The sequence below is a fragment of the Hyalangium minutum genome, from assembly GCF_000737315.1.
Lineage (GTDB): Bacteria > Myxococcota > Myxococcia > Myxococcales > Myxococcaceae > Hyalangium > Hyalangium minutum.
In genome coordinates this window covers 278,727-293,999 of sequence record NZ_JMCB01000004.1, presented here as the reverse complement: position 1 = coordinate 293,999, position 15,273 = coordinate 278,727, and the positions used below count along the sequence as shown (strand labels likewise).

Genomic DNA, 15,273 nt, shown 5'->3' with positions numbered 1-15,273 from the left:
TCGCCTCTGTGCTCGCCACATCCTCAGGCCACAGCGGCCTGGGACCGCTCAGCCTTGACCAGATCGACGTACCGCTCGCGCACCTGCCGCTTGAGCACCTTGCCCGTCAAGCCGCGCGGGATCTGATCCACGTTTACGAGGAGGATCCGGCGCAGCGCCGCCTTGGGCTCCAGCTGCTGGTTGATACGCTGCAGCAGCGCGTCCGCGTCCGCGGTCGCCCCCGGCTTGGGGTAGACCACGGCGGCCGGCACCGTGCTGCCGTCCGCGTCGGGCACCCCGAAGACCACTGCCTCCCCCACCTCGGGGAACTTGAGCAGCAGCTCCTCAATGGGGAGGGTGTAGACGGGTCCCTGCCGGGTCTCCATCACATCTACCGCCCGATCCAGCTGGTAGAAGCGGCCCGAGCTGTCGCGGTAGCCGACATCCCCCGTCCACCACCACCCGTCGATCATCACTCCGTGCAGCCGGTCGTGCGCGTTCCAGTAGCCCTTGAACAGCATGGGCCCCTTCACCATGAACCGCCCGACCTCGCCGGGCTTCATCGGCCGGCCCCGCTCGTCCGCGATCTTCACCTTGTGCCCGATGGGGGACTGGCGGCCGATACAGCGGCCATACCGCTGCGTGCCCGCGAAGGCGATGCGCGTCAGTCCGAAGAAGCCCAGCTCCGAGGTCCCCCACGCATCCACGAACACCGAGCGAGTGACAGGACGCCCGAACACCCGGTACAGCGCTCCGTGCTGGACGAAGGCGCGCACGTGCACCTCATGGCTGGCATCCGCCGCGGACATCCAGGCCCGCATGGAGCTCAGGTCGTACTTGTCGAGCCCATGGTGGTACATGGCGAGGTACGTGTCCGGGAACCCCACGTAGACGGAGATCTTCTCCCGCTCGATGAGCTTCAGCACCGTCTCCGGCTCCGCCTTGCTCAGCGCCCACACGGGCGCTGCGCCCACCATTGAGGTCATCATCCCCAGGTAGGTGGCGTAGTGGTTGTAGGGGCCGACGAACAGCGCCTTGTTCTTTCGAGAGAACGGCTGAATGGCCAGGTTCGCCCGCAGCGCGGACATGATGCCGCCATTGCCGATGAGCACGCCCTTGGGGAACCCGGTCGTGCCCGACGTGTGCACGATCATCACGTCCGAGTCGCTCGCGAGCTCCACCGGCTCGAGCTGATCCGATGCTCCCGGCAGCTCCCGCTGGAGCACCAGGGACGGGACCGTCGTCACCGCCGGTGCCGTGGTGAAGATCCACTTCTCCACGCTCGAGCGAGCCGCGACCTCCTGAACCCCGGCCGTGAAGGTCTCGGGGTCCGTGATGACGAACCGCGCCCCGGTGTGCGCGAGATAGTTGCCCAGATCCCGGTGCGCCATCCGCGGGTTGATGGGGACCGCGATCCCACCGGCCTTCACAATCGCCAGCCCGAGGAAGAAGTAGTCCGGGCTGTGGGTCTTGTAGAGGGCCACCCGATCAAAGCGCTTGAGCCCCGCGGCCAGCAGCAGGTTACCCACGCGATTGACGAAGCCGAGCACGTCCCGAGCGCTCACCGACTGCTCGGGGAGTCCGCTGTAGGGCAGCGGCTCATGGAGGTAGAAGACCGCTCCCGAAACGTGCGCCGCGGCCGCCTTGTCGGCGACGTTTGCTAACGTCACCTTCGAATCCAGCGCGAACCGCAGCCGGTTGAAAAGCCGCGTCCTGACCCAGTCCATGCGCTCCCTCGTTTTCTTCGAGCAAATCAGGTCTTACTTGATTTACATTTATTTAAAATTATAAGCTGTCTGTCAAGCGGATGACGTTCTAGCGCCTCCGGGCGCTCTCTGTACCGATCGATCCCCAGGGGTAGCGGTGAGCTATGGAAGCCAACGTACGGACAGAAGAGGAGTTCGTCGCCTACATCCAGGCGGGTGGAGTCGTCGAAGCCAGTGACTGGATGCCGGAGGCCTACCGGCGGGCCGTCATCCGCTTCATCGAGATGCACGCGAACTCCGAGTACATGGGGGCGCTGCTCGAGCGCGACTGGATTGCGCGGGCGCCGACGCTCGAGCGCCGGATCGCGATCACCGCGAAGGTGCAGGACGAGGTCGGCCATGCCCAGCACCTCTACTGCGTGCTTGAGGATCTCGGGCGCTCTCGCGCGGAGGTGTTGAGGGACCTGAGTGCGGGGCGTGCCCGGTACAACAGCTTCTTCCACTACCCCACCCGCTCCTGGGCCGACTGCGGCATCATTGCCTGGCTCTCGGACGCCGCCTCGATCATCGCGCAGAAGGCCCTGCTCAAGACGAGCTACGGCCCCTACCGCCGCATCCTGCCGAAGATCTGCTGGGAGGAGGCGTTCCATGTCGTTCACGGGCGGGAGATCATCCTCACGCTGATGGAGGGCACGCAGCAGCAGCGGGAGATGGTTCAGGAGGCGCTGACGCGGTGGTGGCCACCGCTGCTGTACTTCCACGGCCCGCCTACGCCCCCGGAGAAGGACGCCGACCTCATGCGCTGGAAGCTGAAGGGCCGGGCCAACGAGGAGATGCGGCAGGAGTTCCTCGGCATCTACGTCCCCAGGCTCCAGAAGATGGGGCTCACGCTGCCGGATCCCCAGCTGCGCTTCGACACCGAGACGCAGCGCTGGAAGTACACCGAGCCGGACTGGGAATGGGTGCGCCAGGTGGGGCGAGGCCATGGCCCCGCCAGCCAGGAGCAGCTCGAGACTCGCCGCCGCGCCATGGAGGAGAACCGCTGGGTGGCGGAGACCCTGCAGTCCCCACCCGAGCCCGAGGTCAGCCTCTCATGAGCGCTCCCGGATGCCCCTCGGCGCAGCACCGTACCCTCTATGACGTGTTCGGCAGGGAGATGCCGGGCGCGCCCATCACGCATCTGGGCTCACTGGAGGCGCCCGACGCCGAGCTGGCCCGCCTCTACGCCTATCAGCTCTTCGCCCGGCGCGGTGAACAGCAGGATCTGCACATCGAGGCGCACGCGCAGCGGCAGCCGGTGGCCTCCTATGAGCGGGTGCTGGACCACCACGCCCTGCGAGATGGGGCCACTCACTCCGCCCGCAGGCGCATGGCTCGGGACAAAGGAAGCGAAGAGCCGTGAGGACCCTCGAGCCACGTGTGGAGTTGCTCCTGGCGCTCGCGGATGACGAGCTCGTGCTCGGCCATCGGGACTCCGAGTGGACGGGCATCGCCCCCACCGTCGAGGAGGATGTCGCCTTCAGCTCGATTGCCCAGGACGAGGTCGGCCATGCGATGGCGCTCTACGGCCTGGCGGGCCAGTGGCTGGGGCACGCGGCGGACCCGCTCGTGTTCTCCCGGGAGGCTGCGGGCTTCCGGCACTCGCGCCTCCTGGAGGAGCCGCGGGGGGACTTCGCGTTCACCATCGCCCGCCGGTTCGTCTACGAGCTGGCGGATCGGCTGCGCATCCAGGCGCTGGGCAAGTCATCGCAGGCCCCGCTCGCTGAGCTGGCGCGGAAGATCCATCGGGAGGAGGTGCTCCACTTCGATCACGCCTGGCTCTGGCTGCGGAAGCTGTCGGCGCGAGAGCCTGGCCGCGCCCGGGTGGAGCGAGCGCTCCAGGCGGTCCTCCCCGGAGCCGCCAGCGTGCTGCTCCCTCTGCCCATGGAGGAGCAGCTGCTCGCCGAGGGAATCCTGCCTGGCTCGTGGGAGGCGCTCTGGTCCACGTGGCGGGAGCAGCTGCACCAACACCTCGCGCAGATCGGGTTCGCGGCACTCGCGGACTCGGTCCTCCGCGGCAGCGCTACGCTGGATCGATATGGCGCTCCTTCGCCCACCTTCCTGGCCATGCACCTGGACATCACCCAGGTGAGCCGGCTTGTCCCTGGAGGTTCCTGGTGACGCCCGCGGCTCCCACAGCCGCGGAGGTGTGGGCGGCGCTCGATGGGGTGAACGATCCGGAGCTGCCGGTCATCTCCATCGTGCAGTTGGGAATGATCCGGGACGTGCGCGTCGAAGGTCTGCGCTGCACCATCGTGTTCTCCCCCACCTTCATCGGCTGCCCCGCCACCCGGCTCATCTCTGGCGAGATTGAAGGGGCCGTACGGGGGCTGGGACTGGAGCCGGAGGTCCAGGTCTCGTTCGCCCAGCCCTGGAGCCCCGGGCAGATCAGCCCCAAGGGCTGCGCGGCCCTGAAGGCGGCGCATATCAGCATGGGCCGCGAGCCGGGCGGGGCGGAAGGGAGCCCGGGTGGACTCGAGGCGCTGGCGAAAGCACGCGTCCCCTGCCCGCGCTGTGGCAGCGAGGACACCGAGTTGGTCAGCGCGTTCGGCGCCACCCGGTGCCGGGCCGTCCGGCGCTGTCTCCCCTGCCGAAATCTCTTCGAGCAGCTCAAGGCTACATGACCGGCAAACACGGCAATGATAAGAGGGCGGCGTGATCTCACGGCTCCTCGACCGGTTCTTCGCCTGGTATGCGGACGCATTCCTCCGCCACCGCTACGTGTTCCTCGCGGCCATGCTGGTAGGAGTCGGCACGCTTGCGGCGTTCCTCCCGAAGCTGCGCTTCGACAACTCACCCGAGTCCTTCTTCCTCCGGGAGGACCCGACGCTGGAGCGCTACCAGCAGTTCCAGAAGTTGTTTGGCTCGGATGAGTACGCGCTCGTCGTGTTCGAGCGGCGCGATCCCTGGGACAGCCAGTTCATCGAGCAGCTGCGGACCCTCACGGATCGGCTCGCCCAGGTGCCCGACGTGCTCGAGGCGACCTCCATCGCCAACGTGCGCCACCTGGTGGGCCAGGACGATCAGCTCATCGTCGAGGAGTTCATCCCTCCCGAGATCAAGGACCCCGCGGAGATCTCGGCCAAGCGCAAGGCCGCGCAGGAGCACCCCTACTACAGCAACATGTACGTGAGCGCGGATGGGACGTTCCTGGGCATCGTGCTCAAGACGCGGATCCGGTGGGGAGAGATCGACTACAAGATCGACCTGACGAAGCGCGTCCGGGCCCTCCTGGCCGAGGAGCCATACCGGGGTTGGAGCCCCCGCGTGGTGGGCAGCCCCATCCTGGACGCGGACGTGCGGGAGATCATGTCCCGGGAGAGCGGCACCTTCTGCGTGCTCGTCCTGGTCCTGATGAGCGCGGTCTTCTACATCGTGTTCCGGAGCTGGCTGGCGGTGGTGCTCCCGGTCTCGGTGGCGCTGCTCTCGGTGGTGTGCGCGCTGGGGCTGATGGGGCTGACCGGCGCGCCCTTCACCATGGTCTCGGCCATCATCCCCTCGTTCCTGATCTCCACCGGCGTGGGGCCGAGCATCTTCCTGCTCTCGGCCTTCTTCAACGATGTCCACGCCGGGCGCTCCCCACGAGAGGCCGTGGCCGAAGCCCTGCGCCACTCCGCGTCCTCGAGCCTGCTCTCGATGGTGACGACCGCGGCGGGCTTGTTCGCCTTCTCCACCTCGAAGATCCGCCCCATCGAAGAGCTGGGCCGCACGATGGGAACCGCGCTCTTCATCTCCTTCTCCATCACCCTCGTCCTCGTCCCCTTCGTTCTGGCCGGCCGGAAGCGGATCGCGGCCTCCGAGAAGCGCCAGGAGATGCTGCAGGGACGTGTCCAGGGGCTCCGCCGCTGGGCGGAGGGCGTGATGCGCTACCGCCGCATCATCATCGCCGCCTTCTGCCTGTTCGTCGTGGCCGGGATCAGCGGCGCTTCCCAGCTGCGCTCGGACTACCACTACCTGGGAGTTTTCAAGACCTCCACCCCACTCCGGCAGGACTACGACTACGTCGAGCGGGCGCTGAAGACGAGCACCTCGGTGGAGGTGGTGATCGACACGGGACGCCCCGATGGGGTGAAGGATCCGGCGCTGCTCCAGGCCATGCTCGGGCTCGAGCGCATCCTGGCCGAGCGCTTCCCTGACATGGGCGCCAAGGCCTACAGCGTGGCGGACCTGACGAGTGAGATCAACCAGTCGCTCAGCGGCGGCAGTCCGGAGGCCTATGCCATCCCCGCCACGGCCAAGGGAGTGGCGGAGAACTTGCTGCTGTATCAGCTCTCCGGCGATGACGAGCTCTCCAACCTCGTCAGCTCCGACTTCCGCTACGCCCGCATCCGCGTCAGCGTGGCCCACCGGCCGGACCGGGAGAACCAGAAGATCTTCGCCGTCATCGACCAGTACGCCCAGGAGCACATGGGTCCCAGCGTGGGCAGCCCCACGGTCCTGGTGACAGGCCTGTTGCATCTCTGGGCGGCGATCGATGACTACCTGGCGCAGACAGAGATCGAGGCGCTCCTCATCACCGCACTGGCCGTGGCTCTGGTCATGATCGCCGTCTTCCGCTCCGTTCTCCTGGGGCTGCTGGTGGCCGCGCTCAATGCCTCGGCGGTGCTCGGCACCCTGGGGCTCATGGGCTTCGCGGGGATCTGGCTCGATCCGTACACCATCCTCATCGCCAGCTTCGCGCTCGGCATCCTGGACGATGACTCCATCCACTTCGTGCGAGACATCCAGCGCCGGTACTTGGAGCACGGGGATCTGCGGGAGGCCATCATCGGCGCGTCCTCCTCCGCGGGGCAGGGCATCTTCTACCTCTCCGCCGCCCTGGCATGCGGCTTCGCGACCTACGCCTTCTCCACGGTGGCCAGCCTGAGCAAGTTCGGCCTGCTCATCGCCTTCACCATCCTGCTCGGCGCGATCATGGAGTTCGTCTTCGGGCCGACGGTCCTCCTGGCCATCGGCGAGCCGCTGTTCAAGCGCACACGGCTCCGAGACCCCGCACAGGGCCTGGCAACCACCGCTCACGTGCTCCCCGGGCCTGGCCCCTCCGCTGGGGAAACGGCTGTGAATGATCGGAAAGAGGCCAGCAAGCAATGATTGGAGGACACGGCATGCGGCATGTTCATCTCCCCCTCAGTCTCCTGGTGGCGGTACTCCTGGTGAGCCCCCGCGCGAGCGCGGACAACATCACCGGCAGTGGCAGCGCCACCCTGACCCAGATCGTCGCCTCGGATAGCTGGGGACTGGCTGACGCCGAGATCAAGGCCCTGGCGACCATTCGCGAGAAGGATGGGAACTCTCGCGTGGTGCGCTTCGCCGCGCAGTCGCGCTACCACGATGGCACCCTGACCAAGAGCTTCGTGCGCTTCCTGGCGCCACCCGATCTGAACGGGGTCAAGTTCCTGCAAATCCAGAAGCGGGACACGGATGACGAGCGCTACATCTACCTCCCCGAGCTCAAGCGCATCCGCCGCGTCTCCGGCAAGCTGCGCGCAGGCTCGTTCATGACCACGGACTTCTCGTTTGCCGATCTGGACCGGCGCGAGCTCCGGTTCGCGGAGGCCACCGCCCTCCCCGACGAGAAGGTGGGGGATGTCCCCTGCGACCGCCTGACCGTCAAGCCGACGAATGACGACGCACAGTACTCTCGGCTCGAGATCTGGGCACGCAAGGACAACCACATGATCCTGAAGTCCCTCATGTACGATCTCAAGGGCGCCCACACCAAGACGCTCACCGTCGAGGAGAGCAAGCAGATCCAGGAGCGCTGGTTCATCACCCGCGCCCGGATGGAGAACCACACGGGGCAGCGGGCGACGACGCTGGTGCTCGAGCAGATCGTGCCGCGCAAGGACATCCCGGACGATATCTTCAACTCCCGCAACCTGGAGCGTCAGTAGCCAGCAGTTCGAGCGAGGCGGCAGGGCATGGGCTCATCCCGAAGACCTTCAACGCGGAGAGAGTGTGCACGCGCCAGCGGCGGGCTCATGGCCCTCACCCTGGTGCTCCTCCCCCTGCACGCCCGCGGGGCTCAGGAGGCCGGGCAGCAGTCCGAGGACGCCTCGCCGGACACCTCCACGTTCATCGCGTCCCCCGAGAGCCCCTCGGACGAGGCGCTGGGAGCTACCTCCGGAGCGAGCGAGTCGTCCACCGAGCTCCTCGGCTGGGCGCGGGCCGCCCTCTCCTACGACTTCCCTCGAGATGCTCCCACCCAAAACCCGCTGGATCCGCAGACTCCGCACGATGCGTTGACCGACCGGTCGATGCTCTACCTGCGCTTCCACCACCGGCGAGGCGACGGGCTGTCCTTTGTCGCCTCGGGAGCCCTGGAGCACCGCATCCGCTGGCGTGACCTGCCAGAGGCGCTGCCTGGCCAGGAGACCGGCAAGGCGTGGCGCTACCAGCTCGAGCCGCGCCTGCAGGAGCTCTACGTCGGCATCTACAAGGCCCCGCTGGATCTGACCATCGGGCAGCAGCGGATCGCCTGGGGCCGCAACGAGATCCTGGCCATCAATGACGTCATCAATCCCCAGGATCTGCGCGATCCCCTGCTGATCCCTGAGGAGCTCCGCTACAAGCCAGGGATCGCGGTGCGTGCGGACATCGCGCTGGGCGCGAGTTCCCTGCAGCTCATCGTGGTCCCCTTCTTCCAGCCGCACGACTTCGAGTTCTACGGGTCCAACTGGGCGCTCGTGCAGGACTCCGCGCCCGCTGCATACCGTGCGGTCCTCCAGCAGGTAGGTGAGTCCCCCGCGGGCAGCGCCCTGTTCTCCGGGGAGCGGGGCGTGAGCGCCGGCCTCTCCCAGGCCGCGGCGGGCCTCCGGTTCGCCTGGCGGCTGGGCAACGTGGAGGTGACGCACTACTACCACCAGGGCTTCGACTACACGCCCCGCTGGAACGTGGACTCGGAGCAGCTCGCGGCCCTGCTCGATCCCGCGCTCATCAATGATCCCGTTGCGCGGACGCTGGCCTTCACCCGCTTCTCCGAGACGGTCTCCGTCAACTACCAGCGGCGCCACCACGTTGGCCTCTCCCTGGTAGGCGAGGCCGGCCCTCTCATCCTCTACGGCGAGGGAGCGTTCGAGTCCCGCAAGGTGTTCATCACCCAGGCCCTCACCACGGTCGTCCACCCCTGGGCCACCGCCTTGGTCGGTGTCGAGTACCAGCACGAGTTCGATCAGGTCATCGATGTGGCCCTCTCCTATGGGCGGGTCCTCCCCCGCGACGGCGCCCCCCCACCCCTGCTCTGGAATGAGCGCGACACCCTGGGCTCCGCCATCACCCTGCGCTGGGGGCTGACCGAGGAGGTGTCTCTCGAGGGCCAGGGCGGCGTGGGGGTCATCCCCTTCGGAGTGAGCGGTCGTGTGGGGGTACACTGGAAGCGGGAGCACCTCTCCTTCAGGGCCGGAGCGCTCATCATGACCGGCGAGAAGTTCTCCTATGGCGGCTACTTCCGCGCCAACCAGGGGATCTTCCTGGACTTGCGCTATATCCTCTGACCCCTTGCGTCACCTGACGCACCCGACCTCTTCCGTAGGGTTTTACTGCTTTTGCTAGAAATACATTCATTGCTGGAATAACTTTATTTCACCGGCTCACCTGTGATACCAATCTGTCTCTCAAAGCACATTCGGCAGAGAGCCAGTTCGCGGGGTATCCATGAGCACCATCATCGATGCAATCTGCGCCCACGTTGAGCGCGAGCCAAACCGGCCGCAGTTCACCTGGTTGATCGACGGGGAAGAGCAATCACGCACCCTGAGCACGGCCGAGTTGGACCGGCTGGCGCGGGCGGGGGCCGCGGCCCTGCAGGAGGCGGGGGCCGCCGGTGAGCGGGTGATGTTGCTGGTTCGCCCCGGACTCGAGTTCATCTCCGGGTTCCTGGCTTGCCTCTATGCGGGGGCCATCCCCGTGCCGGCCGTGCTGCCCCGCCGGGCGCCCGAGTTCGAGCGCATGTTCGCCATCGCCTGGCGCGTGACAGCGCGCTTCGCGCTCGCGGACGCCAAGACGATCGAGACGCTGCCCGCGGCCCTGCGCCAGGCCAGCGGCATGAGCTGGCTGCCGGTGGAAGAGATCCTCTCGGGCGATCCGGAGAGCTGGCGGCCCTTCTTCCCGAAGGCCAGCGATCTGGCCTTCCTCCAGTTCACCTCGGGCTCCACGGGCAACCCCCGGGGCGTCATGGTGAGCCACGGCAACCTGGTCCACAACAGCCAGGGCATGCTCTGGGTGCGGGGCGAGGAGCCGTGCCGCGTGGTGAGCTGGCTGCCGCCCTACCACGACATGGGTCTCATCGGGGCCATCATCCACCCCATGCACACGGGCGTGCACTCCGTGCTCATGTCGCCCCACCACTTCCTGCAGCGCCCGGCCCGCTGGCTGGAGGCGATCACCCGCTACCAGGGCACCACCAGTCCGGCGCCGGACTTCGCCCTGCGCCTCTGCGCCGAGCGCGTGACGGACGAGGATCGCGCCCGGTTGGATCTCTCGAGCTGGCGTCTGCTCGTCTGCGGGGCCGAGCCCGTGCGCCCCTCGACGTGGCAGGCCTTCGCGCCGCGCTTCGTGCCCGTGGGCCTGGATCCCAACATCCTCTCGCCTTGCTACGGCCTGGCCGAGTCCACGCTGATCGTCACCGGGCGGCGCACGAGCGAGGAGCTGGTCCTGCGCTCGGCGGACGCCTCCGCGCTGGAGGAGGGCCGGGTGGAGCCGGCGCGCGGAGAGCGCGGGCGCGTGATGTTCGCCTGTGGCAGCCCCGTCCCCGGGCAGAAGGTGCTCATCGTCGACGAGCAGCTGCGGCCGGTGCCCGACGCCACGGTGGGTGAGATCCTCATCTCGGGCCCGAGCGCCACGCACGGCTACTACGGCGACGAGCAGGCCACGCGGGAGCTGTTCCAGGTCGAGGTCCCGTCCCACGAAGGCCGGTTCATCCGCACGGGGGATCTCGGGTTCATGGAGAACGGCTCCCTGTTCATCGTGGGGCGCCTCAAGGACGTGGTGAAGATCCGGGGCAAGACGCTGCACGCCCAGGACATCGAGGACGCCGCGTCCGCGTCCCACCCCGCGCTGAGCCCGGGCGCCATCGCCGCCTTCTCCGTGGAGGAGGAAGGCGAGGAGCGGCTCGTCGTCGTCGCGGAGCTCAAGCGCACCGCCCGCCACACCCCACCGGAGTCCATCATCACGGCCGTCAGCAACGCCGTCGTGCAGGCGCAAGGGGTGGTGCCCTTCGAGGTGAGCCTGCTGAGGCCTGGCGGGGTTCCCAGGACTTCGAGCGGCAAGGTGCGCCGCCGCGAGTGCCGGCGGCTGTGGCTCGAGCGGGCGCTTACCCCCTTCGCGGAAGAAGAGTTCTCTCAGGCCGCCTCATGAGCAGCCTCTACGCGAGATCCCTCGCCACGCTGGAGCAGCGGCTCGGCCCCCTCTCGGAGGAGGGCCCGCTGGGGCAACAGGCCGCGCTCGCGCGGGACGAGAGCGAGACGTTCCCCGCAGAGGCGCTGGAGTCGCTGCGGACGCACGGCGTGCCCGAGCTGTTGACGCCTGTCTCGGAGGGGGGCCAGTTCGTCTCCTTCGAGGGGGCGCTGGCGGTGGCGCTCACCCTGGCGCGGAGGGACCCGGCGGTGGCCCTGAGCCAGGGCATGCAGTGCTGGCTCTGGCTCGCGTGGATGGCGGGCAGCCCCGAGCAGCGGAGCCGGGCGCGGGCCCTGCTCAAGGACAACGCCACCCCGTGCTTCGCCGCTTCCGAGGCGACCCATGGCGCGGACCTGCTGGCCACGGAGACACTGGCACTAAGCAAGGGCGAGTCCTGGGAGCTCACGGGCGAGAAGTGGCCCATCGGCCGTGCCAGCCATGCCGCGTTCGCCTTCGTGCTGGCGCGCACCCGCCCGACTCCGGGCCCGCGCTCGCTGAGCTGGTTCCTGGCGGAGCTCGATCCACCCGCGGTGACCCGGCTGCCCAAGGCCCGGACGGTGGGGCTGCGCGCGTCGGACCTGAGCGGGCTGCGGTTCGTCCGCGCAGCGGCGAGCCCCGTCGGCGGCGAGGGGCAGGGACTGGAGCTCACCCTCAAGATCTTCCAGCTCACCCGCCCCCTCATGGCGGGCCTGGGCCTGGGTACGGGGGATACCACCCTGCGGGTGGCCACCCGGTTCGCGATGGAGCGCCAGCTCTACCGGGCCACCGCCGCCAGCCTGCCCTCGGTGCGCAAGCTCCTCGTGGGGGCATGGCTCCGGCTGCTGGCGGCGGAGATCCTCCTCCTGTCCAGCGTCCGGACCCTCCATGCCAACCCCGGGCAGGCGAGCCTCACCTCGCCCCTGGTCAAAGCCATCGCCCCCGCGCTGGTGGAGCAGGCCATCCGGTCAGCCACGACGGTGCTGGGCGCCCGCTCCTTCCTGCGCGAGGGTCCCACCGGCCTCTTCCAGAAGATGGCGCGGGACCACGCAGCCGTGGGCCTCATCGACGGCAGTGAGCCGGTGTGCCTGCACGCGCTGGCGGCGGAGCTGCCCCAGGTGCTCTCCCACAACGCAGGCAGCCACAGCGCCCTGCGCTCACGCCTCTGCCTGGAGGAGCCTGTACAGCCCTTCGCACCGGACCGGCTCGAGCTCACGGCCCGCGGCGCGGACGACGTCACCGCCGAACTCCCCCCCGAGCTACTCACCGCCTGGAGCAAGCTGCGTCAAGGCGGCGAGGAGGCCCTGCGCGGGCCCTCGCGGCTGGAGCTCGCGCGCCAGTACGGGCTGCTGCACGCCGCCGCCGCCTGCTTCCACTTCGAACACTTCAACCCTCACTTGGCGCTCTGCCGCGCGGGAGTGCCGGCCCTCGCCGGCCGCCTCTTGCTCGATCCAGACGCCTTGCCAGACTCCGCATGCCAGCAGCTCTTTGACCGCCTGGCCGAGCGCATCGAGAGAGATCACCTGCTCTCGGTTGCGGACGTGTCCACCGTGTCAGCCTCGGAGACAGCCCTCGCAGGATGAACGACATGATGACCAGCGAAGAACTCGAACAGTGGCTGAAGGCCATGTTGGCCGCCCGTACGCGGGTCAACCCGGAGACCATCGACGTCAACCGCCCCCTCGACGAGCTGGGGGTCGATTCCATGGAGGCCGTCGCGCTGTCAGGAGAGCTGGAGACCCTGCTCAAGCGCCGCATCGAGCCCACCGTCTTCTGGGATCACCGCACGCTCCGGGCGCTGGCCCGCGCGCTGGCCGGTGAGCCGGAGGCGCCCCGGCCGGCCGCCACGGACGGCATGTCGGACTCTGAAGTGGATGCCCTCCTCCGCAAGATGATGGGAAACAAGTAATGGATATCGAGAAACTGTCTCCCGAAGAGAAGCGCGCCCTGCTCGAGCGCATGCTGCGCGCTGGCCGCAACACGGTCCCCGTCAAGATGGAAGAGCACGGCACCTTCAAGGCGCTCCGCTCGCGGCTGGCGGTCGTCTCCAAGTGGACCAACATCCACCCCTTCTTCAAGGCGCAGCAGGGGCTCACCCGCGACACGACCCGCATCAACGGGCGCGAGTTCCTCAACTTCTCCACGTACAACTACCTCGGGCTCTCGGGGGATCCGCGGGTCTCCGCCGCGGCGAAGGAGGCCATTGACCGCTACGGCACCTCTCCGTCCGCCAGCCGCATCGCGACCGGAGAGAAGGAGCTGCACCGCGAGCTGGAGGCCGCGCTCGCGTCCTGGCTCGGCGCGGAGGCCGCGCTGGTGCTCGTGAGCGGCCACGCCACGAACGTGACCGTCATCGGGCACCTGTTCAACCGCCGGGATTTGATCCTCTATGACTCCCTGGCTCACAACAGCATCGTGCAGGGAGTGACGCTGTCGGGCGCCCGCGCGCGCCCCTTCCGCCACAACGATCTGGAGCACCTCCGGTCGCTGCTCCAAGAGCACCGGGGAGAGGCCGAGCGGGCGCTCATCGTCACCGAGGGCGTCTTCAGCATGGATGGAGACATCCCGGACCTGCCCAAGCTGATCGAGATCAAGCGCGAGTTCAACGCCTTCCTCATGGTCGACGAGGCCCACTCCCTGGGCGTGCTGGGCGCCACGGGCCGGGGCATCCAGGAGCACTTCGGGGTCAAGTCCTCCGATGTGGACATCTGGATGGGGACGCTCTCGAAGTCCCTGGCCAGCTGCGGGGGCTACATCGCAGGCAGCTCGGAGCTGATCCGCTACCTGAAGTACACCACGCCCGGGTTCATCTTCAGCGTGGGCCTCACGCCGCCCAACACCGCCGCCGCGCTGGCCGCGCTCCAGATCATGGCGTCCGAGCCCGAGCGGGTCACCCGGCTGCAGCACAACGCCCGGTTCTTCCTCGCCCAGGCCCAAGCGGCGGGGCTGGACACCTATCTGGCGATGGGCACGCCCATCCTCCCGGTGGTCACCGGCAGCTCCTTCCGGGCCCTCAAGCTCTCGGACACGCTCCACCGCCGCGGCATCAACGTGGACCCCGTCATCAGCCCGGCCGTTGAGCAGGACAAGGCGCGCCTGCGCTTCTTCGTCAGCTCCCAGCACACCGAGGAGCAGATCCGGCAGGCCGTGCAGGCGATGGTGGAGGAGATCGCGAAGCTGCCTTCCCGCACGACGGTCATCGGCGAGACGCTGAGCACGCTCCCGAGCCGGGATCTCCCAGACCTCCCCTCGGGGCGCATCTGCGATCCAGGCCTGGTCTTCCAGCGCCGCGCGAAGCTGGTGGATCCGCTCTCGGGGGAGCGCGAGAAGCACTTCGATCCCGAGAAGGAGGACGCCAACGCAGTGGCCGCCCGCGCCTTCTACAAGCGGCTCGGCGCAGGCGAAGACATCGACGCATCGCTGCTCGACGCGTCGCTCGTGGTGGAAGTTCCTGGGGTGGAGGGACAGGCGGCCGCGGGGCGGTGGCAAGGACGCACCGCCTTCCAGGACTACCTGCGACACCAGCGCAAGGTCCGGCCCGCGGAGAAGTGGACCGTCGACTACGTCATGGCCTACGGCGACGACCTGAGCATCGGCGGGCGCCGCACGCTGCCGGTGGGTGAGGAGTGGTACCTGCACCTGCTCACGATGAAGGGCGGAAAGATCGTCCGCGTGGAGGAGGTACTGGACGGCGGCGCCTGGCGCGGCGAGGGAGCCCCCGGCCCCGAGGCCGCGAGCCTGCTCGTCCAGCACGATGCCACCCAGGCCAAGGAGAACGGGCAGCTCATGCGGGATCTGTACGAGGCCTGGGTGCGCAAGGCGGACATCGAGAAGTTCATCGTCCGCTGCGCGCCCGACGTCGTCTGGAAGATCAACGGCCCGAAGCAGCTCCCCTTCGCGGGGGAGTGGCGGGGGCTCGATGCCGTCCTGGTGTTCTGGCAGGACCTGGCGGCCATCATGGACTTCCACGAGTTCTGGATCGATGCCCTCATCAGCCGGGGCGACCAGGTCTTCTCGCTCGGGGGATTCCGGAGCACCGCCATCCCGACCAACATCGCCTACTCGGATCCGTTCCTGCAGGTGGGCACCTATCGCCAGGGCCGCCTGCAGCACTTCATCGACTACCTGGATCCCCGCATCGACCTGGCCGCGTACCGGCCGGACGTCTACGAGTAAGCCC

The 15,273-nt window shown here is 68.2% G+C and carries 12 protein-coding genes; 11 read left to right on the top strand and 1 reads right to left on the bottom strand.

What is annotated here, in order from left to right:
* Nucleotides 1-23: 23 nt before the first annotated feature.
* Nucleotides 24-1,706 (bottom strand): class I adenylate-forming enzyme family protein, encoded by a 1,683-nt coding sequence (locus DB31_RS12615; protein WP_044186782.1) that lies wholly within the window; start codon nucleotides 1,704-1,706, stop codon nucleotides 24-26.
* Between the two features lie 143 nt (nucleotides 1,707-1,849).
* On the opposite strand from DB31_RS12615, the gene paaA reads away from it, so the two are divergent.
* The 11 genes from paaA to DB31_RS45955 all read left to right on the top strand — a co-directional run bounded on the left by paaA (nucleotide 1,850) and on the right by DB31_RS45955 (nucleotide 15,269).
* On the top strand, nucleotides 1,850-2,782 hold the full coding sequence (paaA, locus tag DB31_RS12610) for a 1,2-phenylacetyl-CoA epoxidase subunit PaaA (protein ID WP_044186779.1): 933 nt from the start codon (nucleotides 1,850-1,852) through the stop codon (nucleotides 2,780-2,782).
* Nucleotides 2,779-3,087, top strand: coding sequence for a hypothetical protein (locus DB31_RS12605; RefSeq protein WP_044186778.1), 309 nt, complete (start codon nucleotides 2,779-2,781; stop codon nucleotides 3,085-3,087). Before paaA ends, DB31_RS12605 begins: the two co-directional genes overlap by 4 nt.
* On the top strand, nucleotides 3,084-3,845 hold the full coding sequence (paaC, locus tag DB31_RS12600) for a 1,2-phenylacetyl-CoA epoxidase subunit PaaC (RefSeq protein WP_044186776.1): 762 nt from the start codon (nucleotides 3,084-3,086) through the stop codon (nucleotides 3,843-3,845). The genes DB31_RS12605 and paaC overlap by 4 nt, the downstream gene beginning before the upstream one ends.
* Nucleotides 3,842-4,348 (top strand): 1,2-phenylacetyl-CoA epoxidase subunit PaaD, encoded by a 507-nt coding sequence (gene paaD / locus DB31_RS12595; RefSeq protein WP_044186774.1) that lies wholly within the window; start codon nucleotides 3,842-3,844, stop codon nucleotides 4,346-4,348. The genes paaC and paaD overlap by 4 nt, the downstream gene beginning before the upstream one ends.
* A gap of 31 nt (nucleotides 4,349-4,379) precedes the next feature.
* The gene (locus DB31_RS12590; RefSeq protein WP_044186772.1) at nucleotides 4,380-6,815 is read left to right on the top strand and encodes an efflux RND transporter permease subunit; all 2,436 of its coding nucleotides are present in this window, start codon (nucleotides 4,380-4,382) and stop codon (nucleotides 6,813-6,815) included.
* Between the two features lie 14 nt (nucleotides 6,816-6,829).
* Complete coding sequence (locus tag DB31_RS12585) at nucleotides 6,830-7,618, top strand: outer membrane lipoprotein-sorting protein (RefSeq protein WP_044186768.1); 789 nt, start codon at nucleotides 6,830-6,832, stop codon at nucleotides 7,616-7,618.
* Nucleotides 7,619-7,705: 87 nt separating this feature from the next.
* Nucleotides 7,706-9,217, top strand: a complete 1,512-nt coding sequence (locus DB31_RS12580) for a hypothetical protein (protein ID WP_044186765.1) — start codon at nucleotides 7,706-7,708, stop codon at nucleotides 9,215-9,217.
* 160 nt (nucleotides 9,218-9,377) lie between these two features.
* Nucleotides 9,378-11,078 (top strand): fatty acyl-AMP ligase, encoded by a 1,701-nt coding sequence (locus tag DB31_RS12575; RefSeq protein WP_044186763.1) that lies wholly within the window; start codon nucleotides 9,378-9,380, stop codon nucleotides 11,076-11,078.
* The gene (locus DB31_RS12570; RefSeq protein WP_052419911.1) at nucleotides 11,075-12,676 is read left to right on the top strand and encodes an acyl-CoA dehydrogenase family protein; all 1,602 of its coding nucleotides are present in this window, start codon (nucleotides 11,075-11,077) and stop codon (nucleotides 12,674-12,676) included. Before DB31_RS12575 ends, DB31_RS12570 begins: the two co-directional genes overlap by 4 nt.
* Before the next feature lie 5 nt (nucleotides 12,677-12,681).
* A complete protein-coding gene (locus DB31_RS12565) occupies nucleotides 12,682-13,002 on the top strand; it encodes an acyl carrier protein (protein ID WP_169787041.1) in 321 nt (106 codons plus the stop codon).
* Nucleotides 13,002-15,269, top strand: coding sequence for an aminotransferase class I/II-fold pyridoxal phosphate-dependent enzyme (locus DB31_RS45955; protein WP_063769217.1), 2,268 nt, complete (start codon nucleotides 13,002-13,004; stop codon nucleotides 15,267-15,269). Before DB31_RS12565 ends, DB31_RS45955 begins: the two co-directional genes overlap by 1 nt.
* Nucleotides 15,270-15,273: the final 4 nt, after the last annotated feature.